Consider the following 21591-nt stretch of genomic DNA (forward strand, 5'->3'; position numbering starts at 1 on the left):
CCGGCCGCCTTCCGCACGACCGTCATGGCCTTCGCTGCACGGCACTCTCGTCACAGCCCCCGGTACCGGTGACGGAGCCTTCCTGGGCGAATGGCAGGCTGGACACCGCACCCGTACAGGAAGGTCGGCCCGCACGTCTATGAACAGCAGCACTGTCAGCGCCTTCGAGCGTGCCGCCGGTCACCAGCGGCGGTTCGACGCGGCCTTCGAGAAGTACTTCGCCGAGCTCGCGGGTGACCTCAACGGCGCGCGGCTGGGGCGCTTCCCGGCCCGCTGCCTGGAACTCCTGTCACAGCTTTCGCTGCGCGGCGGGAAGCGGATCCGGATCACCCTGCTCCACGAGGCGGCCGGCCTGGTCACCCGGGACGAGGTGCCCGGGCTCGCGGAAGCCGCACTGAGTCTTGAGCTGCTCCACAGCCACGCGCTCATCCTCGACGACATCATGGACGACTCACCGATGCGGCGCGGCGGGCCCTCGACGTACTACGCGTGCCGCGAAGACTTCCCGGACCACCCGCAGGCCGCCCTCGGCCTGGCGATGATGGCGGGGGATCTCGCCGGTTTCCTGGCCCTGCGCGTCCTGTTCGATGCCGAGCTGCCCGCCGACCGCAAGCAGGCCATGCTCGACGTCCAGCTCGGGGTGACGACCGACACCGTCATCGGCCAGGTCCTCGACCTCGAACGCGACGTGAACCCCTCGGACGACGAGGGGCTGCTCGAGACGGTGTGCGAGTACAAGACCTCGCGCTACAGCATCCTCGCTCCCTTGCGCCTCGGCCTGCTCGCCGCGGGCGAGGACCTGGCGGAGCATGAGGAGAGCCTGCGCCGCTATGCCCGGCCCGCCGGTCTCAGCGGTCAGATACGCGACGACTACCTCGACCTCTTCGGCGACCCCGACGTCACCGGCAAGCCCAGGGGCGCCGACCTGCGGGCGGGCCGCCACACCTACCTGACCCGCGAGCTCCTCGCCGCCACCGGCGGCGAGGATCACGACACCGTCGAGGCCGCCCTCGGCAACCCGCACTGCACACCGCAGGCCATCGACCGCATCCGCGACATCGCGCACCGCCACGGCGTCCACACCCGCCTGCAGAAGACCATCGATCACTACGCCCACGAGGCGACGGCCGAAGCCGCCACCTGGCACCGGCACTGGAACGGCGACGCCGTGGCCCTCTTCGAGCAACTGCCGCAGTGGAACACCCGCAGAACCCGGTGACCGACGCCTCAGCCCTGCTGGGCCTGGCCGTACACCTTCTTGGCCGTGGCTCCCCAGACCTCTCCGTACATCTTGGTCGGTGTCAGGGAGTCCAGTGAGCTGTTGACCGAGACGAGGACGCCCTTGCCGGTGGTGGCGTTGAAGTCGGCGAGCCACGGGCCACCGCTGGAGCCGCCGCTCATGTCGCAGGGGATGGCCTGCGTGCCGTTCTCCTTCTTCGCCGGGCCGACACAGCGCAGCAGTTCCTCGCCCAGCTGGGGGCGGGTGGCGGAGTAGCCGAAGGAGGAGATGGTGCCGCCGACGGGGCGGTTGAAGGCGATGGCCTGGGAGCCCACGACGTCGGTGAGCTTCTTGCCGTTCTTGTCGGCGTCGACGGTCAGCGCCGACATGTCGTTGGTGGAGTCCTTCTCCCAGCTGCGCGGGGCCGCCGCCGAGCGCACCGCGAACGCGCCGTAGGGGGCCTTACCCTTGTGGTAGGCGGGGACGAACACCATCGAGAAGTTGGTGTTGACGGGCGAGGAGCCCCGGCGCACGCAGTGGGCCGCGGTCATCACGGCCGAGCGGTTGGCACTCTTCACGGCCGTGGCCGTGCACCAGGTGTCGGCGCCGTTGGCGTTGACGAAGAACAGCCGCCCCACGCTCTTCAGGGTGGTGCCCCGCCACGGCTTGGCCTTCGGTCCGGTCGGACCGAGGTCCACGGACTTGCCGACGGCCTTCATACGGGCGGGCGTCCAGTAGGCGAGGGCTTCGCGGCGTTCTTGAGCGGTGAACTTCAGGACGGAGACCGGGTCGGCCGCGGCGGCGGTGCCGGCGGGAACGGCCGTGGCCGGGCTCGGGGCGGCGAGGGCGAGGGCCATACTGGCCGCGGCGAGTGCCGCGACGCGGCCGTGCAGACGCAGGCTCATGGAAGTGGATGTCCCGGGCATGGTGGAGATCTCCCTCAGTGGTGACTGAACGCGGCGGACGGGGTGGTCGGTCCGCGGGGCAAGAGAGAAGAACTCGGCGTCCGGTTGGCGCTGTCGACGATCTGTGACACAAGGGCGCGGATCGCAGATGCCCATCGAGGTGCGTCGGCTACAGCATGCGCACCTCGACCTCGGTCTCCGGAAGTTTCGTCCACCAGTGGTGGTAGCGGCTGTAGACCGCCGCCTCACGGTCGCCGAGGAACACCGCCAGGGACCGCGCCTCCTCGGCGAGTGCGTCCCAAGTGGCGGCTGGCAGGGGGTGAAAGGCCGTGGCCTCGATGCCGTCGGGCAACGGACGCCACACACCGGCGACATGACCGTCGACCAGCAAGGTGGGCAGTACGTCGCCGTTGCGCCGGATCACCCAGGGCCGGTACGCCGGGGGTATCACGCGACCGCGGTCGGAGTACGCCAGCAGAATGCTGTCCCACATGGCCATGAGCCGCGCGGGGGCGGGGGTTTCGGCGGGCGGCCGGGAAGCGCCCGGAAGGTCGAAGAGCACCTCCCCGTCCGGCCCTTGGAGCTGCTCGACGGTGTCACCCAGGGCGAGGAACGCCGCGCGTACGGCTGTTCTCTGCACCATGGAGAACTGCGCCACGTCCGCGACCGACGCGGGCCCGAATCCTGCCAGGTAGCGCAGGACCAGGGACCGCAGCGCCCGCGGGTCCGCCGCCCGGCCGGTCGGCACGGTCCCGTTCCCGGCCGCGACGAAGGACGGCCGGAGGCCGAAGGACCAGGGCGCGCCGGTCGGGGCGTGGTGCAACGGCGCGTACGCCTTCAGCCCCCACCACGCTCCCTCGTACTTCTCCGCCTTCGACGCCTTCTCCGCGCCGAGGCGTTCCTCGAGCCACTCCTGCATCTGGGCCGAGGTACGCGGCAGGGCGGCGAAGTCCAGCAGCTCCGGCACCACTGCGTCGGCGTCCGCCGGGGTCAGCCCCGAGGCGGCGAAACGGGAGCCGAGCCGGGAGGCGTACAGCGTGGGCTGCATCGCCGCGCGGAAGGCGGTGTAGTCCTCGGCGTGCACCGCGTGCAGCGTGATCCGCATCAGGGTCGCCTTGACCAGCGAACGGTCGGTGAACGCGGCGTCGAGGTCCGCCGCGGTGAAGTCGGTGAGGCGGTTCCACAGGGCGAGGTACGGGGAGGCAGGCTGCTGCGCCTGGAGCGCGACCACGCGCCGCATGCCGTCCTGGACGGTCAATGGCTCACGTTCAAGGAGCAGTTGGCGGCTGAGGGTGGCCCGGTTCAGTTCGCGCGCGGTGATCATCACGGTTCTGGATTCTGCCCTGTGCGCGGGTGCCCCGTCCTGCGTCAGGCGCTCCCCGTCGCGTCGTACGCGCTCAGTGCCGCCCGCAGCGTCAGAAGATCGGTGTGTGCGGCGAGGTCGAGGCCCGTCAGAGCGGCGATGCGGCGCAGGCGGTAGTCGACGGTGTTGGGGTGCACGTGCAGGCGCGCCGCCGTCTCGCGGCGGTCCAGGTTCGACGCGAAGTACGTCCGCAGGGTCGCCGGCAGGTCCGGGCCGTCCGCCAGAGGGGTCAGCAGCGCGGCCAGGTGGGCGCGGGCGGGGCTGGCGCGGGTGAGCTGGTAGTCCAGGAGCAGCGCGGTCAGGGGGTAGACACCCGGCGGCCGACCCGTGCCCGTCGCGGTGTCGCGCAGCTCGGTGGCAAGGCGGACGGCGTGCGGGACGTCGGCCGGGGTGCTGGCGGCGACACCCGCGACCAGGGGGACTCCGCTGACGGTGATGAGGGAGGCCGTCAGCCTTTCGAGCCGGGCCCGGTCGGTGTCGGCCGCGCGGTCCGGTGCCGCCTCGGACGGGATGAGCGCCAGGCCCTCGTCGGCGGACAGGCGGGAGAGGACGGGCTGGCCGAGGGTGCGGTCGAGTTCCGTGCGCAGGCGTCTGATCTTGCGGCGGGAGGCCACGGTGGCGTCGACGTCGTCGCGGTCCTCGTCGGGGTGGCGCCCGATGGTGAAGGCGAGGGCCAGATAGCACGGCGGGAGGCGTATCCCCAGGTGGGCGGAGTCGAGTTGGCTTCCTCTGCCGTCGAGCAGGGCGGACAGGACGGTGTGGCGGGCCGCGTCGCGCTCCCCGATCAGGGACTGGCTCTCCTCCACGTATCCCGAGGTGACGGCGGCCGTGATCTCCCGCAGGCAGTCGAGCAGCAGCCGGTGGGCCTCGATCAGGTCGTGCGGTTCGGCCGTGGCCGTCACCTCCTCCACGCAGATGCGGGCCCCGTAGTGGTAGGCGCTGATGACCGCCTCCACGGGGATGCGTTCCTCGGCTCGCCTGGCGGCCGAGCGGCGCACCGTCTCGATGAACTCCGGCGGTGGCATGCGCTCGGTGCGCAGTACGTCGGCGAAGGCGCGGATCGTCATGTCGACGATGGCCCGGACGTCGCCGTGCAGCTCTTCGGCGGGCAGCCGCCCGTAGACGGGCAGGTCGTCGGCGATGCGCCGGGTGACGGTCGCGGCCAGTCCGGGTACGTCGGCGATCAGGAAGCGGCCCACGCTTTTGTCACCGGTCACAACTGATCCCCCGGAAAGTCTGGTGGCGCGCCCAGAACACCCGGGCGGCGATGGCCCGGATCATAAGGGCGTCCGTTACTCCCGGTACACCCCACACAGGAGAGCCCGTGCGCCCCACACGCGCCCGCACCACCGCGGTCATGGCCGCCGCCCTGTCCGCCTGCGCCCTTGGAGTCTCTCCGGCCGGCGCGACGTCCTCGCGGGCCGCGGAGCCCCTGGAGTACGTCGCCATCGGCGATTCGTTCGCGGCAGGGCCCCTCATCCCCAACCAGAGCCAGTGGTCCTGTCTGCGCTCCGGACGGAACTATCCGGCGGTCGCCGCCGAGGCGCTGGGCGCGCAGCTCACCGACGTCAGCTGCTCGGGCGCGAAGGTGAGTGACTTCTCGGGCCGTCAGTTCGGGCTGCTGCCGCCCCAGTACGAGGCCCTCAAGCCGAGCACCGATCTGGTGACCCTGACCATCGGCGGCAACGATGTCAGTCTCGTCGCCACGGCGCTCGGCTGCGTCAACCTGCTGCCGAAGCCCGCCGGCATCTCCTGCGCCGACACCGCCGCGGCCAAGGGTGACCCCACCGCGAAGGCCATCGAGGCCTGGAGCGCCACCTTCGGCCGGGCCCTCGACGAGGTGCACCGCCGGGCCCCGAACGCCCGGATCGTCATCGCCGGGTACGCCACCTACATCCGCAAGGACGGCTGCTGGCCCACCCAGCCCATCTGGGACAAGGACGGCAACTACCTCCAGGCTCGCGTGAACCAGCTCAACGGCGTGCTCGCGCAGCAGAGCAAGGCCCACGACGCCACGTACGTCGACACCGCTGCCGTCAGCGCCGGGCACGACACCTGCGCCGCACCGTCCGAGCGCTACATCGAGGGTCTGGTGCCGTCCAGCGTCGCGGCGCCGCTGCACCCCAACGCCCAAGGCATGGCCGCCTTCGGCGCAGCCGTCGCCCGGGCCGCGGCGCGTCCGTGACGGCCCGCACCGCAGCAGAGGAGATCCCCATGCCGAGGAACCGAAGGGTGCGGCGGTCCGCGGCCGTCCTCGCCGCGTCGCTCGCGCTGTCGGCCGCGCTCACGGGCCAAGGCCTCGCGCAGCCGAGTCCCCGGCAGCCGGACACCGGCTCTGGCTCTGCCGCTCGTACGGTCGACGGTTGTGCGTCGGTCGGCGGCCGCTGGGCCGAGGACGGACCCTTCGCCGTGACCAAGGAGCGCGCCGGACTGAGTCACACCATCCTGCGACCCACTGAACTGGGCAGCAGGGGCTGCACGAAGCACCCGGTGATCATCTGGGGCAACGGCTCGTTCGTGACTCCGGTCATCTACGACGGGCTCCTCAAGCACCTCGCCTCGCACGGGTTCATCGTGGTCGCCGCGAACACCACGCAGTCGGGCTCGGGCACCGCGATGCTCGACGGTCTCGATGTGCTGAAGAAGGCCGACGCGGACCCCCGGAGCCCGTATTACGGAAAGGTCGACCTGGAAAAGGTCGGCGCGTCGGGGCACTCGCAGGGCGGCGGCGGAGCGATCAACGCCGGTGCCGACCCACGCGTCGACGTGACCGTCCCCGTCGAGCCGGGCCCCCAGGGCAGGATCGGCGATCTCAAGGGCCCCCTGTTCCTCCTCGGCGGCGAGCACGACCTGGTGGTGATCCCCGAGCTCCTGGTGATTCCCCGGTACAACGGCGCCGGTCATGTACCCGCCGTCTACGGGGAGTTGGCGGGAGCATCGCATGTGACTCCCGCAGGGGACGGCGGCGGCTTCCGGGGCCCGATCACCGCCTGGTTCCGGTATTTCCTGATGGGCGACCACGAGGCGCGCGGCGAATTCTTCGGTACCGACTGCCGTGCGTGCTCCTCACCTGTCTGGTCGGACTTCCGGCGCAACGCCAAGGCGGTCGGGTACGAGGGCTGATCCGGGCCCGCGGCCCGCGCGCGGTGCGGCGAGGGCCTGGTCGGCCAGTGCCGCGGTGGAGTCGAGGACCGGCATGATGCGCTGAGCCGTGTCTGCCACCAGGGGAATCTCGGTGCAGGCGATGACGGTCATCTCGGCTCCGGCCGCGTCGAGTTCACCGACGGCCACAGCGATGTCGCTCGCGCCGCGCCCGCGCCGTGTCGCCGCCTTGTTTGACGTCGGCGATGGCGCGGTTGACGTGGTGCGTCTGCGTGGCCGGGCGCACATGGATGATGTGCGGGTCCAGCCATGCGCCCGTCACGTCGTAAAGGCGCGTGAGGCGGGCCCCCTCGGTGGCGAGGATCCCGATCCGGTCCACGGAGGGCCGCAGACTGCGGCAGGCTTCGAGGGCGGCGGACACCATGTCGAGGATGGGGACGTCGGTGTGGGCGCGCAGCGCGTCGAGGTAGGCGTGCGCGGTGTTGCAGGGCATCGCGACGCACGTGGCGCGGCCCTCGGCGAGCCAGGACACACCAGTGACCATGGCGCTCAGTGGTGAGGGGCCGCGCCCGAGCAGAGCCTCCGTGCGATCGGGCACCGTGGGGTCGGCCCAGATCAGTGGGCGGTGGCCATCGGGCCCATGCCCCCGGGGCGTCACGCGCTTCGTCACCCCGTCCGAACACTGGGCGGCCGGTATGTGGCGGGATCCCAGGCCGGCACGGCTCCCCTGCCCTGGGCGATGAATGCTGGGCAAGTCGTCCGGAGATACGGAGCCCGTTGTCGATGTTGGTTCTCCCCGACGAACCTTGCTCCTTCGGACTCGCATAGCGTCGCAGGCATGTATCAGAGGAGGAGTCGAAGGTGACCGAAGAACGTGCAGCGCCTCTTCCGCGAGCAACTGGGGAGGACCCGATGAGCCACGCGATACCGGAACAGCCGGAACAGCCGGACCTCAGCCTTCCCGCGATGCTCGCGGACCTGGAGGAACTCGTGGTGTGCGAGTCCTTCTCCTCCGACCTGGACGCGGTGGCGCACAGCGCGGACGTCGTGGCCGCGCAGGGGACCCGGCACCTGGGCGTCCCGCCCGAGCGCATCGTCGTCGACGGCATCACGCACCTGCGGTGGTCCTTCGGCACGCCCCGGGTACTGCTCCTCGGTCATCACGACACGGTGTGGCCGATGGGCTCGCTGGCCACGCATCCGTGGTCGGTGACCGACGGCATCGCGCGCGGCCCGGGGATCTTCGACATGAAGGCCGGTCTTGTGCAGATGTTCCACGCCCTGGCCACGCTGCCCTCCCTGGAGGGGGTCTGTGTCCTGGTGACCGGCGACGAGGAGGTCGGCTCGGACGCGTCGCGAGCGCTGATCGAGGAGGTCGCCGGGCAGTGTGCGGCGACCTTCGTCCTGGAGGCGTCGGCGGACGGCGGTGCGCTGAAGACGGCCCGCAAGGGCACCTCCGCCTACGAGTTGGTGGTGCACGGCAAGGCCGCCCACTCCGGCCTCGAACCGGAGAAGGGCATCAACGCGGCCGTGGAGGCCGCGCATCTGACCCTCGCCCTGGACACGCTGGCCGAGGAGATCAACATCGGCGCCCCGCATGACTGGCGCACCACCGTGGTCCCCACGGTGGTCGGGGCGGGCACGACGACCAATACGGTGCCCGCCGAGGCACGCGTCTCGGTGGACGTCCGCGTCCCGACCCTCAGCGCGCAGGAGCGGGTGGACGTGGCGATGCGTGCCCTGAAGACCACCGTGCCCGGTGCGCGCCTCGACGTGCGCGGCGGACCCAACCGGCCGCCGCTTGAGGCGACTTCCTCGGCCGGCCTGTTCGAGCGGGCCCAGCGCATCGCCGAGCGGCAGGGCCTGGGGCACCTGTCGTCCGCCGCGGTCGGCGGCGCGTCCGACGGGAACTTCACCGCAGGGCTCGGCTGCCCCACCCTCGACGGCCTGGGCGCTGTCGGCGGCGGAGCGCACGCCGACAACGAGCACCTGGTCGTCGCCGAGATGGTCCCCCGCGCCCGGCTGCTCGCAGCCCTCGTCGAGGAGGTGGCCCGGTGAGCTCCCTCGACGTACAGGCACCGGCCACCCAGCACGGTCTCGTCGTGCAGGAGCTGCACGAACTGCACGAACTGGCGGGCGCCAACGCACTGTTCGAGACGATCTGGGGCAGTTCCCCCGGCAGCTCGCCCATGGGTGTCGAGCAGATGCGGGCGCTGTCCCACGCGGGCAACTACGTCGCTGGAGCCTTCGAGGACGGCCGGCTCGTCGGCGCGTCCGTCGCCTTCTTCGCGGCCCCGGCCGGTGAGGCCCTGCACTCGCACGTCACCGGTGCGCTGCCCGGCCGTCGTGCGGGCCTGGCCCTCAAGCTCCATCAGCGCCGGTGGGCCCTGGACCGCGGGCTGCGCCGGATCACGTGGACCTACGACCCGCTGGTGCGGCGCAACGCCCACTTCAACCTGACGAAGCTGGGCGGGCGGCCGGTGGAGTACCTCACCAGCTTCTACGGGGCGATGGATGACGTCATCAACGGCGGCGACGACACCGACCGGGCGCTCATCGCCTGGGAGTTGAACGACGCCGCGGAGTCGCGCCTCCTGCCCGTGGAGGTCCCCGACGACGCCACGACCGCGCTGTCCGTGCGCGACGGCCTGCCCGCCGTCGGGCGCCTGGACGCCGCGACCCTGCTCGTCGAGGTACCGCCGGACATCGAGGGACTGCGCCGCACCGACCCCGGCGCGGCCAAGGCGTGGCGGCTCGCGATGCGCGACGTGCTCGGCGGTCTCCTCGCCGATGGCGCCCGCGTCACCGGCTTCCACGACCGCAGTTCCTACGTCGTCGCGCGCGCCACCGACGTCACGTGACCGCCGCCCCCTCCCCCTCCTCCAGGAGCCAAGCAGCATGAAGATCAACGGAATTGAACTGCGCCGGATCGCGATGCCCCTGCGGGCGCCGTTCCGGACCTCCTTCGGCGTCGAGACCGCACGCGACGTCCTGCTCGTCCGCGTGGTCACGCCCGACGGCGAGGGCTGGGGCGAGTGCGTCGCCATGTCCGAACCGCGCTACTGCTCGGAGTACGTCGACGGGGCGGCCGACGTGCTGCGCCGCTTCCTGATCCCGGCGCTGCCCGACGAAGCGGACGCCCACGCGGTCAAGCGCGCCATGAAGCCGTTCAAGGGCCACAAGATGGCCAAGGCGGCCCTGGAGACGGCCGTACTCGACGCCCAGCTGCGCGCCACCGGCCAGTCCTTCGGAGGCTTCCTCGGCGCCGAGCGCGAGAGCGTTCCGTGCGGTGTCTCCGTCGGCATCATGGACTCGGTCCCCGAACTCCTCGACGCCGTCGGCGGCTTCATCGACGAGGGGTACGTACGCATCAAGCTCAAGATCGAACCGGGCTGGGACATCGCGCCGGTCCGCGCGGTGCGGGAGCGGTTCGGCGACGACCTGCTGCTCCAGGTGGACGCCAACGCCGCGTACACCCTGGCCGACGCGCGTCAGCTCGCCAAGCTCGACGCCTTCGACCTCCTGCTCATCGAGCAGCCGCTGGCCGACGACGACCTGGTCCAGCATGCCGCGCTGGCCAAGCAGCTGCGTACGCCGGTGTGTCTGGACGAGTCCATCGAGTCCGCCGAGGACGCCGCCGCGGCCATCACCCTGGGCGCCGCGTCGATCATCAACGTCAAGCCGGGCCGGGTCGGCGGCTATCTGGAGGCCAAGGCCATCCACGACGTGTGCGTGGCCCACGGCGTCCCCGTGTGGTGCGGAGGCATGCTGGAGACCGGGCTCGGCCGCGCCGCCAACGTCGCGCTCGCCGCGCTGCCCGGCTTCACACTGCCCGGCGACACCTCCGGCTCAAGCCGCTACTTCGCCACGGACGTCACCGAGCCCTTCGAACTCGCCGACGGTCATCTCGCCGTCCCCACCGGGCCCGGGCTCGGTGTCGAGCCGGTCGACGAGATCCTCGAGCGGGTGACCACGGCCAAGGAGTGGATCCAGCTGTAACGGATCCGCCCGGCGGCGACAGCATGAAACGGCCCCTGGGGCAGGTCCTTCCCGGACCTGCCCCAGGGGCCGTTGCGTAGGGCGCTACCGCGTGGCCGCCGGCCGGGGCACGGCATCCAGCAGCGCGCGGGTGCAGGGGTGCCGGGGCGCGCCGCTGACCTCGTCCACCGTGCCCGTTTCCACCAGGCGCTCCGCCCGCATCACGGCGTCGGTGTCGGTGTCGGTGTCGGTGTCGGTGTCGGTGTCGGTGTCGGTGACGTAGCGCACCACGGCCAGGCCGCCCCGCGGCCTGCCGCCGGTGGAGGCCAACCCGCGCGCCCCGGCTCACTCCCCCGGTGCGCCCGAGCCCGAGGCAGTCATCAGCCGCAGCTGCAGCGTGAGGGCGAACCGCACGGAGGGATCCTGCAGATCGACCTGTGCCACCTCCGCGACCCGGCGGATGCGATAGCGAAAGGTGTTGGGGTGGACGAAGACGCTCGCCGACGCCGCGATGATGTCGCCGAAGGCGTCCAGCCACGCGCGCAGTGTCTCGACCAGGTGCGAGCGGTGCCTGGTGTCGTACTCCACCAGCCGGGCCACCGGGCTGAGCAGTTCATCCCCCTGGACCGCGGCCAGGTCCCGCAGGTCGAGCAGCAGCGCGTCGATGTACACGTCGCCGATCGAGGCCACCCGCCTGCTGCCCAGGTCACTCATCAGCACGCGCAGCGCGCGGTCCGCCCTGGTCCGTGACCGGCCGAGGGCCGACGGGTCGGTCGCCACCGACCCGATGCCGATCACCACCTGCGACCGCTTGCCGGCACGCTCCAGGAAGTTGGCCGCGATCTGCACCGCCCGCTCCCGGCCGGCCACCGGATCCGCCGGCACCGGGACGACGGCGTAGGCGACATCGCCGAGCAGCGCCAGAGCCGACCGTGGCTGCACCGCGTTGAGGTGGATACCCAGGGCGCTGGTCAGCCGCTGTCGTTCCGCCGCGAGCTGAGCATGATCGCCCTTCTGCCCGGCGAGGCCCATGGCCATCACCACCGTGGGCTCCTTGACCAGTCCCAGCCGGTCCAGGGCGTCCACCGCACCCGTACCGCCTTCGAGGACCGTGCTCACGAGGTCGGCCCGGAGCCGGTTCTGCGCGTCGGCGCCCGCCCGGTAGCGCAGCAGGTGCAGGACGACGAGCTTCGCCGCGTCCTGGAACGCCTGCTCACGATCAGGGGTCAGCGGCTCCTCGACCGCGGCCCACACCGATCCCAGGAACTCGTCACCGGCCCGCACCGCGACGGCCACCCGTGGGATGGCCGTCTCCCCCTCTTCGAGCGTCGCCGGGGCGATGTGCACGGGACGGTCACTGCGGTACAGCTCGCTGAAGACCCCGCGGCTCTCCAGGATCCGCAGATAGCCGTCCGGCACCTGGCGGGCCAGGATCGTGGCGACGCGCGACTGGTCGGCCTCATCCTGACGGCCCGAGAAGGCCAGGATGCGCTGGCGGCGGTCCTCGATCGTGACCGGCGCGTCCAGCAAGGTCGCGACGGCATTGGCGAGCGCGAACAGATCACCGGAAGCAACTCCCCCGAGCGACTCGACGCCCGCGTCACCGACGTCTCCTTCGGTGAGCAGCGTCCGCAGGAGTTCCGTGAGCTGCGACCACGACGCGCCCTGCGTCAAGCTGATCAGGACCACGTTCGAGGCCGCCGACGCCTTGGCGAGCGCCGCGTCCCGCTCCACCGGGCCGCGCACCACCAGGGCCGCCGCACCGTGCGCGCCCAGCTCGTGCATGAGCCGGGCGATCGCCACCGGACCGTAGACGCCGACGCCCAGCACGATGGCGCGCGGCGGGTACGCGACGGCATCCCCCGGGTCGTGGATGACGACCCCGCCGACCTCGTCGGTCAGCCCGGGAGTCCCATGGACGAGATCGAGCAGGGCGGGACTGAAGTCCTCGAGTACGCGGGCAAGGCTGGTGCGCAGGTTCATGGGCACGTCACTGGTCACCACCTCAGGCTATGAGGGCGACTATCACTGACGTTCGTGTGGAGATACAAGTTGGGAGGGGGAACTCGTCGCCTCGTACCAATATCCGGGGTCTCAGCGGCCCCGCAGAGCCTTCCAGTCGTCCTCGAGGATCGAGTACTGGACGATGTCGTGCCACACCCCGTCCACGTGGCCGTAGTGGCGCAGGCACCCCTCCCGGACCATTCCTGCCTTCTCGATGGCCCGCTGCGCGGCGACGTTCGACGGCATGAATCCCGACCAGACGCGGTGCAGGCCGAGCCGGTCGAAGCCCAGGATGCCCAGCAGGAAGCCGATCTCGACGCTGTGGCCGACGCTCACCCGGTCGGCTCGCAGCGCCAGGCCCACCTCCGCGCTGCGGTAGCCGGTGCGGACCATCCCGCCCTCGCCCGACTGGTCCTCGACGATCAGTTTCGCCGAGCCGATCAGCTCGCCTGTGGCGATCTCGCTGACGCCAAGGCGGTAGTGCGAGCGAGGAGTCCGCCGGGCACCTGCCCTGGCCTGCTCGACCAGCGCCGCGGCGTCGGACCGCCGGAAGGGCGGCATGCCGAACTCGCGGGTCGTGCGGGGGTCGCCGAAGATGCCGAGGACGCCGTCGACATCGCTGGGCACGAACTCCCGCAACCGCAGCGTGGAGCCTTCGACGAGAACCGCACGCTGCTCGGGCATCGGCGGCGGCCGTTCGTCGACCAACGCCTGGGGCGCTTCTCGCGGAGGCCACAGGTGGGCTTGTTCCCGCTCGGCCTCGACTTGCAGTCGATCCGTCATGCGTTGACTCCTTGGTGCTGTTTCGTCGGGCCGAACGACACGCGCGTGACCCAGAGGGGCTTTCGCGTACGGATCGCAGGAAGAACGTTGGCGAGCGGCAGGAGCCACCCGCAGAGGAATCCCCGGCCCCGTGGTGCGCGCACCTGCCGTACGGCGGCGACGTTCGGGTGCACCGTGCGCAGCGTGCGCTGTTCCGTCGGTGTCATCCCCCAGAGCATCGGCGGCGGACGGTACCCGGCGGGGTACTTCCACCGGCCGCGTTCGGTGCGGGCGGCCATCCAGGCGGGCGGGGTGTCGAAGACCAGCTCCGCTCCGGGGAATCGGGCGGCGCACGCCTCGATGAGCCGGTGCACCACGTCCCTCGGGAGATACATCAGCATCCCCTGGGCGAGGATCAGCAGCCCGCGCGAGTCATCGACCTCGTCCATCCACCGGGCGTCGGTGGCCGAACAGGGCAGCGTGCGGTGGCGTGGCGCGTCCGGCAGCAGCCGTTGGCGCAGCTCCGCGACGTCGGGCAGGTCGACGCCGAGCCACTGCACCCGGCCGTTGTCCACCCGCCAGAACTGCGTCTCCAGGCCCTCCCCCAGCGAGACGACCATGCCGTCCGGATGATCACTGAGGAAACGTCGCACCTCACGGTCGTAACAGCGTGCCCGTACTGCCATCCCTTGCGCGAAGCCCCAGTTGCCGGTGCCGAACCGCCCCTCAAAGGGGTAGTCGACAGCGTCGATCACCTCGATCGCCTTCGGGTCCCGCAGTGCCGAGCCAGGGTCCTTCGCGGCCAGAGCGCGGTGGTGCAACGTCCATAGCGTCGTCTCGGCGACGCCATCCAACTCGGCCTTCCGCTTCTGTCCGTTCATCCGGCGATGGTCACAACACTGTCGGCGCCCCAGCAAGGAGCGTCACTCCTGCGAGCGCATAGATCACTCCTTCAGTTGGGATTTCCCCCCACGGAGCACCGCAGCCGGTCCTGCCCGTCATGCTGCGGCGCCGTGTTGACCCGAGACGGCCTCCTCAGCTTCGTCCGCCGCCGCGTACTCCAGGCGCTGCGGTCCTCGCGTGAGGATGTAGAGGAACAGGACGGCCATGACGGCGACGCCTGCCCACATGGCCTGCTGCCAGCCGTCGACGAACGACTCCTTCGCGGCGCGGATCAGCGCCTGTGCGTGGGCGCCGGTTCCGTCCGCCGCTCCGATCGCGTTGGCGACGCCTTCGCGTGCCGTGTCGGCGGCTTCCCGGGGGACGCCGTCGAGTTGGGAGTCGATGGCGCTGCGGTAGCCGGAGGACAGGAGCGCGCCGAGCAGCGCTACGCCGAGCGCGGTACGAGAGGCCTTGGGAGCGGCGGAGGGTTCAGGCGCGGGTGACGGCGTCCCGTTGCGTGGCGGCGAGGGCCGCCTCGGTGTCGGCGGCGGCCAGGTCGGCGTTCATGCGGGCGCCCGCCAGAGCACCGGCCGCGGCGGAGGCGCCGACCTGGGCCGCCAGATCGGTGGCGTTGCCGGCCACCCACACCCCCGGCACTTCGGTGACCCCCGCCGCGCCCGTGGCGAAGTGGCGGCCCATGCCGCCCGGCAAGTCGTCCATCGGCAGAGCCAGTTCGGCCAGGCCCTCGGTGCGGGCCTGCATGGTGGTGGCGACGGCGAGGACACGCCGGGGCACCAGGTCTCCGTCACGCAGGCGTACGCCCGCGACGCCGCCCTCCTCGGCGGCGACGACCTCGGTCACCGGGGTGTCGACGACGCGGATGCCGCGAGCGGCGAAGCGCGCGCGGGTGCCCTCGTCGAGATCGGTGCCGCGAGTGAAGTAGACGAGGTCGTCGGTCAACTGGCGGAACAGCAAGGCGTGGTGGACGGAGGCCGGACCCACGGCCAGGATCCCGATGGGCTCGTCACGCACCTCCCAGCCGTGGCAGTACGGGCAGTGCACCACGCCGTGCCCCCAGTGCTCCGCCAGGCCGGGGACGCCGGGCAGGACGTCGCGCAGTCCGGTGGCGATGAGCAGGCGGCGCGCCGACAGGGTGCTGCCGTCGGTGAGGGTGACCACGAAGCGCGGATCTCCCTCGGCGGAGGGGGCGGCCGGGGCAGCGGATGCCACTTCCCCGTTCACGACCAGTCCGCCGTAGCCGCGTACCTCCGCACGTCCTCTCCGCAGCAGTTCGGCCGGCGGCGTGCCGTCCAGACCGAGCAAGCCGTGCACACCGTCGGCGGGTGCGTTGCGCGGGGTTCCGCTGTCGATCACGACGACCGCGCGGCGGGAGCGGGCGAGCATCAGCGCGCCGTTCAGGCCCGCGGCGCCGCCACCGATCACCACGGCATCGACGGCCTCCCTCGGCAGCTCGTCGGTCGCCTCCACGGCACCGGTCACGGCAGTCCCAGGATTCACAGTGGTCATGGTGGTCTCAGACATGGCGGCACGCCCTTTCCCTCTCGTCCTGCACGTCCATCACGTACATCGCGTTCTTCACGCGGACCCCCAGCCGTCCGGGGGCTACGGTCACGACGATAGGCACACCTTGCGGGCAAGGCATACGATGTTGCCTATGACGCAAGACAATGACGAGCTGGACAGCCTCGTACGCAAACGGATCCGCGCCCTGCGGGTCGCACAGGGCTGGTCCCTGGAAGAACTGGCCACCCGCGCCTCGGTCAGCCAGTCCACCCTGAGCCGCATCGAGAACGGTCAACGCCGCCTGGCCCTGGACCAGCTCGTCACCCTCGCGCGGGCCCTGGACACCTCCCTGGACCAGCTCGTCGAGACGGCCACCGACGACGTCATCACCAGCCCGACGATCGACGGGGCCCACGGACAGATGCGCTGGCCGATCAAGGCGGAGCCCGGTATGAGTGTCGTACGCCAGCGGATGACGAATCCGCCGCCGGACAACCCCGCACGCATGCGCGCGCACCCCGGCCGCGAATGGCTCGTGGTCCTCTCCGGCACCGCGGTCCTGCTGCTGGGCAACCGGCGCTTCCGCATCGAGACCAACCAGGCCGCCGAGTTCCCCACGATGCTCCCGCACGCCATCGGCGCCGAGCACGGGCCGTGCGAGATCCTGGGCATCTTCGACCGCGACGCCCGCCGCGGTCACCAGCGCGAGGACAAGGACGACAGGGGCAGCTAGGGCGAGAGCGGTCGCACCGGGCAGTGACCTACCGGGCGGAGGCCCCCGCCGCCCAGGTCCGCGCCGGAACGCGCTGACCATTCAGTTGCGCATACGGCAGCACAGCGAACCATCTTCTTGCGCAGCCCGGGATTGGTGGTGCCGTGAACGCATGACCGACCTAGCGTCGCCCGCATGAACCACGTTTCCTCAGACGCGGGCCACCACCGCGCCGCCCACCAGCACGAGCCGGACACCGACAGCCAGGCGGAGATCCTCGACCTGGACGCGGAGGTGCTCGCCGAGCACATCGCGTCCATCACCGCATGGCTGCCCCTGGAGAAGGCGCCGCGCCACATCGTGGACCTGGGGTGCGGGACCGGGGCCGGCACCTTCGCCCTGCTGGCCCGCTTCCCCGAAGCGCAGGTGACCGCCGTAGACGCGTCGGACGATCATCTGCGGCGTCTGCGGGCGAGGGCCGCGGAGCTCGGTCTGGCCGGCCAAGTACACACGGTGCGGGCCGATCTCGACGCGGACTGGCCCCACCTCGGACGGCCCGGCCTCGACCGGCCCGAGCTGGTGTGGGCGTCGGCGTCGATGCACCACATGTCCGACCCCGACCGCACCCTGCGCACAGTGCACGAGCTGCTCGCGCCCGGCGGCCTGTTCGCCGTCGTCGAGCTGGCGGGCTTCCCGCGCTTCCTGCCCGCCGACGCCCCGGCGGATCGGCCCGGCCTCGAGGAGCGCTGCCACACCGCTCTCGCGCACCAGGAAGCAGCCCACATGCCGCACCGCGGCGCCGACTGGGGGCCCAAGCTCGCGGCCGCCGGGTTCGGCATCGAGGGCGAGCGCACGATCACCGTGAACGTCGACGGCTCCGGCAGCGCCGCGGTCGGCCGGTACGCGCTCAGCAGCATGAAGCGCCTGCGCGCGGGCGCCGCCCATGCCCTGCCCGCCGAGGATCTCGCCGCCCTCGACCGACTGCTCGACGCCGAGAGCCCGTTCAGCATCCTGCGCCGCGACGACCTCGCGGTCCGCACCGAACGCGGCGTGTGGGCGGCACGCCGGGCCTGACCCGCCCGCGCGGCAGGGGGCAGAGAAAAGGGTGGGCCCGCCACGTGCGAACGGAAACGGGCCCACCCACAGCGTCCTCGGGAACGCATGCGGCCACCGTACGATCACCGCCACAGTTCCGCCTGCCGAGCATCGCGGTGCGAGCCGTAAGCCGCGGCGCCGCGCCCTTTGGCCGGGTCCGCGGCTCAGGCCACCGGGACCGTGACCTCTCCCGCCGGACCGCTCTCCTCGGGGAACTCCCCTTCCGGGCCCAGCGGGCGGCCCTCCCACACCAGGGCCTGCCAGCCCTCCTCGGGTGAGCCTTCGAGGATCACCACGCCCGTGTTGGCCAGCGGGTGACCCGCCGAGTACGCGACGTCGACGTTGGCCGCCCGGGCCGCCACCCACGTACGGATCACGGCACCGTGGCTGACCATCGCCACCGTCTCGGCTCCCGTCGCGGCCGCTTCGGCGACGACGGCGTCGAAGCGGCCGAGGGCCTCCACGCCGTTCTCGCCACCCGGCATCCGGCGCTCGGTGTCGCCGCCGGACCAGGCGAAGGCGGTGCCCATGTAGACGGTGGCGGCCTCCTTGTCGCCCCGCATCTCCAGGTCCCCCGCGACCAGCTCCCGGATACCGTCCCGGATCCGGGGCTCAAGCCCGGTCGCGGCGGCGAGGGGCGCGGCGGTGAGCTGGGTGCGCAGCAGCGTGGAGACGTACAGGGCATCGATCTTCTCCGCCGCCAACGCCTCCGGCAGGGCCGCCGCCTGGTCCTGCCCCAGCGGTGTCAGCCCCGGGCCCGGTGCCCCGGTGTCCAGGAGGTGCTTGAGGTTGGACGGGGTCTGACCATGGCGTATGAGCAGCAGGCGCATGCGGGGACTACCTTCCCTGGGCGGCGACGGAACTAGCCCTTCCACTCTGCCACCAGAGTCGTGCGTCCCCGCACGCGCCCGAGTCGGATGATCTCCGGCCGACGGTCGTAGCGGTCGTTACGCCGGGGCGATGCGGTAGACGCTGCCGCCTATGTCGAGCACGTACAGCTCGCCGCTGCCGCCCTGGGCGAACGAGATGACCTCCCCGCCGTTCACCCCGAGGTCGCTCGCGCCGGTCACCTTGCCGTTCTCCATCCGCAGCGCGCGGATGGTGCCGTCGCAGTAGTCGCTGAACACGTACTGACCCCTCAGGGCCGGGATCGCCTTGCCCCGGTAGACGTATCCGCCGGTCACCGAGCAGCCGAGGCCGGTGCGGTCGTACTCGTGGACCGGCGGTACGTGGTTCGCGGGCTCCGTGCCGTCCCGGAAGGGGTGGGTGCCCTCCATCTGGGACCAGCCGTAGTTCGCGCCGCCCTCGCTGTTCGCCGGGGCCCAGTCGATCTCCTCCCAGGCACTCTGACCGACGTCACCGATCAGCAGGTCGCCCGTGCCCTTGTCGAAGGAGAACCGCCAGGGGTTGCGCAGCCCGTACGCCCAGATCTCGTCCCGCGCCTTCGGGTCGTCCACGAAGGGGTTGTCCCGCGGGATCGCGTACGGCTTGCCGCCCCTCGGGTCGATCCGCAGCAGCTTGCCGAGCAGCGTGTCGAGGTTCTGGCCGTTGCCGTGCGGGTCGCCGCCCGAGCCGCCGTCGCCGAGCGCGATGTAGAGGTAGCCGTCCGGGCCGATCTTGATGTCGCCGCCGTTGTGGTTCGGGTACGGCTGCGTCTGGGTGATGACGGTGCGCCGGGTCTCCGGCCGGATCTTGCCCTTCCGGACGGCGAACTCGTCGACGGTGCTGGTGCCTTCGAGATTCGTGAACGAGATGTAGAAGTGCGCGAACTTCTTGTCGAACGCGATGCCGAGCAGCCCGCGTTCGCCGTCGGTGGTGGTCTCTTTGGATATGTCGAGGACGGGATTGCCGAGCCCATGGCGGTCCAGGACGCGTACGGTGCCCGCGCGTTCGGCCAGCCAGACCGTGCCGCCGGGACCGGCGGTGCCCGCGGTCGGGTTCGTGGCCGTGGCCACTTTCTTGAGCGCGACCGCCGGGGCTTTCCGTGGGGCGGCGGGCTCGTCGGCGGACGCGGTGGTCAAGGCGAGGGAAGCGACAAGGCAGATGGCGCCGATGACGGCCGTGCTTCTGGTGCGAACGTTCACCGTGATCCTCCTGGAGGCGGCGAAAAGGGGGAGGTCGCCCGGCTGCTGGGGGCAGAGGTGAGGGGGTGTGTCGCCCGCGCCGGCGCGCAACCTGGGTGGGGGATGGTGTGCTACTGGCCACGCATGAGACTACTGGGACGGGGAGTGCTGGTATAGACCAAGGAACCCTCCATCTGCCTCCGCGCGCGGGGCTGGGACACTTCCGCCATGCCGATCGCCGAAGCCTCGCCCGGAGTGTCCCTGGCCTACGAGGCGTTCGGTGATCCCGCGGATCCGGCCGTGTTGCTGGTGATGGGGTTCGGCACCCAGCTGATCGCCTGGCACGAGCACTTCTGCCGTGCGCTCGCCCGGCGTGGGCGCCATGTGATCCGCTACGACAACCGCGACTGCGGTCTTTCCACCACCTTCGACGATCACCCTGTCGACCTGGGCCGGTTCATCGCCGCGGAGCCGGCCGCCCAGAGCTACGACCGCGCCTGCCGCCCGTCCGGGATCGGGCGGCAAATCGGCGCGATGGTCCTCGGCGGCTCACGCGCCGACGCACTGCGAGAGCTTCGCGTGCCGACACTGGTGATGCACGGTCTGGACGACACGCTGATCGATCCCAGCGGCGGCAAGTGGACCGCCGGCCTGGTGCCCGGAGCGAAGCTCTTGCTGATCCCCGACATGGGACACGGCCGCCCCCGCGAACTCTGGCCCGAGATCATCGACGCGGTGGCCGCGCACACCCCGCTGAGCACGCGCCGGGGGCGGCTTCGGCCCCGGTTTCAGTGACGCTGCGTCATGTGAGCGAGGGTCTGCGCGGCGCTGTCGGGGGCGAAGGCGCCGTCGATTCCCTCGGCCGCTCCTTCGGCGGCTTCGACGCTGCGCGGCAGGAGGGTCTTCTCGTACGCGGTGATCGCCTCGTCGACGGTGGGGTGGTCGACGAGGGCCCGTGCGAGGTCGGCTCCGTCGAGCATGGCGAGGTTGGCGCCCATCCCGGAGAAGGGGGACATCAGGTGGGCGGCGTCACCGAGGAGGGTGAGGCCGGGTGTGTGGGGCCAGGTGTGCGGGACGGGCAGGGCGTACAGGGGGCGGTTGGTGTAGCCGGTGTCGGTGGCGGTGATGAAGCCGAGGAGGCCGGGGCTCCAGCCGGTGAACTCGTCAAGGAGGGCGTCGCGTACGGCAGCGGTGTCGGTGAGGTCGAGTCCGGCTTTCCGGTGCCAGTTCTCGTCGGTGCGCATGCCGACGTAGACGCGGATGTGTCCGTCGCTGTTGCGCTGGGCGACGAAACCCTGGTTGTTGTCGAGGGCCATCATGGTGCCGTCGCCGGTGAGTTCGGCGAGGCCGGGGTGGCGGCGATCGGCATCGCTGAGGCCGGTCTCGACGAAGGTGACGCCGGTGTAGACCGGCGTCGCGTCGGACAGCTGGCGGCGCACCTTGGACCAGGCGCCGTCGGCTCCGACGACGAGGTCGGCTTCGGTGATCGTGCCGTCGGCGAAGTGCAGGCGGTGGGTGCCGTCGCCGAGGGGGTCGACGCGGGTGAGCCTGTGGCCCCAGCGCACCGTGTCCGGCTTGAGGGAGTCGAGGAGGAGGCCTCGGAGCTGGCCGCGGTCGATCTCCGGATTGCCCACGGTGGCGTCCGCCTCGGGCGGAACCGCGTCGAACAGGACCCGGCCGTCGCGGCCGGCCAGCCGCATCTGCTGACCCTCGGGCCGGGCCTCGGCCAGGAAGTCCTCCAGCAACCCGGCTGCCCGCAGCGCGTGCTGGCCGGATGCGGGATGCATGTCGAGGGTGCCGCCCTGGTCGCGGGCGGTGCGGGAGGCGTCCCCGTCGTAGAGGGTGGCGGTGATGCCGTGCTCCTGCAGGATGCGGGCGCAGGTCAGGCCGCCGGGTCCGGCGCCGATGATGGCGATGCGGGGTGCGGAGGTGGTGTTCAAGGTGGTGTTCCCTTCGTGTCGCACAGCGGTGCCGTGCTGTGG

21 protein-coding genes and 1 pseudogene are annotated in these 21591 nt (G+C 71.5%); 9 read left to right on the forward strand and 13 right to left on the reverse strand.

All coding sequences use genetic code 11. The features are described from left to right. The first annotated feature begins 139 nt into the window (after positions 1–139). Positions 140–1219, forward strand: coding sequence for a polyprenyl synthetase family protein (locus tag AB0E78_RS10960; RefSeq protein WP_361830523.1), 1080 nt, complete (start codon positions 140–142; stop codon positions 1217–1219). Positions 1220–1227: 8 nt separating this feature from the next. Here AB0E78_RS10960 and AB0E78_RS10965 read toward each other — a convergent pair whose 3' ends face one another. The 3 genes from AB0E78_RS10965 to AB0E78_RS10975 all read right to left on the reverse strand — a co-directional run bounded on the left by AB0E78_RS10965 (position 1228) and on the right by AB0E78_RS10975 (position 4704). Beyond that, complete coding sequence (locus AB0E78_RS10965) at positions 1228–2145, reverse strand: trypsin-like serine protease (protein ID WP_361830524.1); 918 nt, start codon at positions 2143–2145, stop codon at positions 1228–1230. Between the two features lie 148 nt (positions 2146–2293). Then, entirely contained in the window at positions 2294–3451 is a 1158-nt protein-coding gene (locus AB0E78_RS10970) for a winged helix DNA-binding domain-containing protein (RefSeq protein WP_361830526.1), read from the reverse strand. Positions 3452–3492: 41 nt separating this feature from the next. Then, positions 3493–4704 carry a helix-turn-helix domain-containing protein gene (locus AB0E78_RS10975; protein WP_361830528.1) on the reverse strand — a complete coding sequence of 404 codons (1212 nt, stop codon included), beginning with the start codon at positions 4702–4704 and terminating at the stop codon, positions 3493–3495. 107 nt (positions 4705–4811) lie between these two features. On the opposite strand from AB0E78_RS10975, the gene AB0E78_RS10980 reads away from it, so the two are divergent. Then, the gene (locus tag AB0E78_RS10980; protein WP_361830530.1) at positions 4812–5672 is read left to right on the forward strand and encodes an SGNH/GDSL hydrolase family protein; all 861 of its coding nucleotides are present in this window, start codon (positions 4812–4814) and stop codon (positions 5670–5672) included. A gap of 29 nt (positions 5673–5701) precedes the next feature. Beyond that, positions 5702–6610, forward strand: a complete 909-nt coding sequence (locus tag AB0E78_RS10985; RefSeq protein WP_361830532.1) for an acetylxylan esterase — start codon at positions 5702–5704, stop codon at positions 6608–6610. A gap of 154 nt (positions 6611–6764) precedes the next feature. Here AB0E78_RS10985 and AB0E78_RS10990 read toward each other — a convergent pair whose 3' ends face one another. After that, positions 6765–7415 (reverse strand): aspartate/glutamate racemase family protein, encoded by a 651-nt coding sequence (locus AB0E78_RS10990; protein ID WP_361830534.1) that lies wholly within the window; start codon positions 7413–7415, stop codon positions 6765–6767. A gap of 86 nt (positions 7416–7501) precedes the next feature. Here AB0E78_RS10990 and AB0E78_RS10995 point away from each other — a divergent pair, with 86 nt between their 5' ends. The 3 genes from AB0E78_RS10995 to menC are packed head-to-tail and all read left to right on the forward strand — an operon-like array spanning position 7502 to position 10588. Further along, positions 7502–8647 (forward strand): M20 family metallopeptidase, encoded by a 1146-nt coding sequence (locus tag AB0E78_RS10995; RefSeq protein ID WP_361830536.1) that lies wholly within the window; start codon positions 7502–7504, stop codon positions 8645–8647. Continuing rightward, a complete protein-coding gene (locus AB0E78_RS11000; RefSeq protein ID WP_361830538.1) occupies positions 8644–9450 on the forward strand; it encodes a GNAT family N-acetyltransferase in 807 nt (268 codons plus the stop codon). The genes AB0E78_RS10995 and AB0E78_RS11000 overlap by 4 nt, the downstream gene beginning before the upstream one ends. A 37-nt stretch (positions 9451–9487) precedes the next feature. After that, positions 9488–10588 carry an o-succinylbenzoate synthase gene (gene menC, locus AB0E78_RS11005; RefSeq protein WP_361830540.1) on the forward strand — a complete coding sequence of 367 codons (1101 nt, stop codon included), beginning with the start codon at positions 9488–9490 and terminating at the stop codon, positions 10586–10588. A gap of 84 nt (positions 10589–10672) precedes the next feature. On the opposite strand, the gene AB0E78_RS11010 is transcribed toward menC, so the two are convergent. From AB0E78_RS11010 to AB0E78_RS11035, 6 genes and pseudogenes are all read right to left on the reverse strand, one after another. Beyond that, positions 10673–10897, reverse strand: coding sequence for a hypothetical protein (locus AB0E78_RS11010; protein WP_361830542.1), 225 nt, complete (start codon positions 10895–10897; stop codon positions 10673–10675). A 15-nt stretch (positions 10898–10912) separates the two neighbouring features. Beyond that, a complete protein-coding gene (locus AB0E78_RS11015) occupies positions 10913–12568 on the reverse strand; it encodes a helix-turn-helix domain-containing protein (protein ID WP_361830544.1) in 1656 nt (551 codons plus the stop codon). Positions 12569–12661: 93 nt separating this feature from the next. Continuing rightward, positions 12662–13354: a GNAT family protein gene (locus tag AB0E78_RS11020; RefSeq protein ID WP_361830546.1), complete on the reverse strand. Its 693-nt coding sequence runs from the start codon at positions 13352–13354 to the stop codon at positions 12662–12664. Then, positions 13351–14214 carry a class I SAM-dependent methyltransferase gene (locus AB0E78_RS11025; RefSeq protein WP_361830548.1) on the reverse strand — a complete coding sequence of 288 codons (864 nt, stop codon included), beginning with the start codon at positions 14212–14214 and terminating at the stop codon, positions 13351–13353. The genes AB0E78_RS11020 and AB0E78_RS11025 overlap by 4 nt, the downstream gene beginning before the upstream one ends. A gap of 117 nt (positions 14215–14331) precedes the next feature. Beyond that, positions 14332–14676 (reverse strand): annotated as a pseudogene (locus AB0E78_RS11030) (MFS transporter); the annotation flags it as partial. Between the two features lie 28 nt (positions 14677–14704). Continuing rightward, complete coding sequence (locus AB0E78_RS11035) at positions 14705–15757, reverse strand: NAD(P)/FAD-dependent oxidoreductase (protein WP_361830550.1); 1053 nt, start codon at positions 15755–15757, stop codon at positions 14705–14707. A 133-nt stretch (positions 15758–15890) separates the two neighbouring features. On the opposite strand from AB0E78_RS11035, the gene AB0E78_RS11040 reads away from it, so the two are divergent. Both AB0E78_RS11040 and AB0E78_RS11045 read left to right on the forward strand, forming a co-directional pair. Further along, on the forward strand, positions 15891–16472 hold the full coding sequence (locus AB0E78_RS11040; protein ID WP_361830552.1) for an XRE family transcriptional regulator: 582 nt from the start codon (positions 15891–15893) through the stop codon (positions 16470–16472). A gap of 174 nt (positions 16473–16646) precedes the next feature. Beyond that, a complete protein-coding gene (locus AB0E78_RS11045) occupies positions 16647–17525 on the forward strand; it encodes a class I SAM-dependent methyltransferase (RefSeq protein ID WP_361830554.1) in 879 nt (292 codons plus the stop codon). A gap of 185 nt (positions 17526–17710) precedes the next feature. Here the strand turns inward: AB0E78_RS11045 and AB0E78_RS11050 are convergent, their stop codons facing one another. Continuing rightward, complete coding sequence (locus AB0E78_RS11050; RefSeq protein ID WP_361830556.1) at positions 17711–18376, reverse strand: histidine phosphatase family protein; 666 nt, start codon at positions 18374–18376, stop codon at positions 17711–17713. Positions 18377–18493: 117 nt separating this feature from the next. Further along, positions 18494–19630 carry a PQQ-dependent sugar dehydrogenase gene (locus tag AB0E78_RS11055; protein WP_361830558.1) on the reverse strand — a complete coding sequence of 379 codons (1137 nt, stop codon included), beginning with the start codon at positions 19628–19630 and terminating at the stop codon, positions 18494–18496. A 207-nt stretch (positions 19631–19837) separates the two neighbouring features. Between AB0E78_RS11055 and AB0E78_RS11060 the strand changes: the two genes are divergently transcribed. Beyond that, on the forward strand, positions 19838–20404 hold the full coding sequence (locus AB0E78_RS11060; protein ID WP_361830560.1) for a hypothetical protein: 567 nt from the start codon (positions 19838–19840) through the stop codon (positions 20402–20404). Here the strand turns inward: AB0E78_RS11060 and AB0E78_RS11065 are convergent. Further along, positions 20398–21549: an NAD(P)/FAD-dependent oxidoreductase gene (locus tag AB0E78_RS11065; protein ID WP_361830562.1), complete on the reverse strand. Its 1152-nt coding sequence runs from the start codon at positions 21547–21549 to the stop codon at positions 20398–20400. The two genes, AB0E78_RS11060 and AB0E78_RS11065, sit on opposite strands and share 7 nt — an antisense overlap. Positions 21550–21591 lie beyond the last annotated feature (42 nt).

The sequence above is a fragment of the Streptomyces sp. NPDC032198 genome, assembly GCF_040636975.1.
Lineage (GTDB): Bacteria > Actinomycetota > Actinomycetes > Streptomycetales > Streptomycetaceae > Streptomyces.

Bases quoted from the DNA above. Each gene is read 5' to 3' on its own strand.
- AB0E78_RS10960 (WP_361830523.1), top strand. From the start codon at position 140: ATGAACAGCAGCACTGTCAGCGCCTTCGAGCGTGCCGCCGGTCACCAG.
- AB0E78_RS10965 (WP_361830524.1), bottom strand. From the start codon at position 2,145: ATGCCCGGGACATCCACTTCCATGAGCCTGCGTCTGCACGGCCGCGTC.
- AB0E78_RS10985 (WP_361830532.1), top strand. From the start codon at position 5,702: ATGCCGAGGAACCGAAGGGTGCGGCGGTCCGCGGCCGTCCTCGCCGCG.
- AB0E78_RS10990 (WP_361830534.1), bottom strand. From the start codon at position 7,415: ATGCGAGTCCGAAGGAGCAAGGTTCGTCGGGGAGAACCAACATCGACA.
- AB0E78_RS10995 (WP_361830536.1), top strand. From the start codon at position 7,502: ATGAGCCACGCGATACCGGAACAGCCGGAACAGCCGGACCTCAGCCTT.
- menC (WP_361830540.1), top strand. From the start codon at position 9,488: ATGAAGATCAACGGAATTGAACTGCGCCGGATCGCGATGCCCCTGCGG.
- AB0E78_RS11020 (WP_361830546.1), bottom strand. From the start codon at position 13,354: ATGACGGATCGACTGCAAGTCGAGGCCGAGCGGGAACAAGCCCACCTG.
- AB0E78_RS11025 (WP_361830548.1), bottom strand. From the start codon at position 14,214: ATGAACGGACAGAAGCGGAAGGCCGAGTTGGATGGCGTCGCCGAGACG.
- AB0E78_RS11035 (WP_361830550.1), bottom strand. From the start codon at position 15,757: ATGTCTGAGACCACCATGACCACTGTGAATCCTGGGACTGCCGTGACC.
- AB0E78_RS11040 (WP_361830552.1), top strand. From the start codon at position 15,891: ATGACGCAAGACAATGACGAGCTGGACAGCCTCGTACGCAAACGGATC.
- AB0E78_RS11045 (WP_361830554.1), top strand. From the start codon at position 16,647: ATGAACCACGTTTCCTCAGACGCGGGCCACCACCGCGCCGCCCACCAG.
- AB0E78_RS11050 (WP_361830556.1), bottom strand. From the start codon at position 18,376: ATGCGCCTGCTGCTCATACGCCATGGTCAGACCCCGTCCAACCTCAAG.
- AB0E78_RS11060 (WP_361830560.1), top strand. From the start codon at position 19,838: ATGCCGATCGCCGAAGCCTCGCCCGGAGTGTCCCTGGCCTACGAGGCG.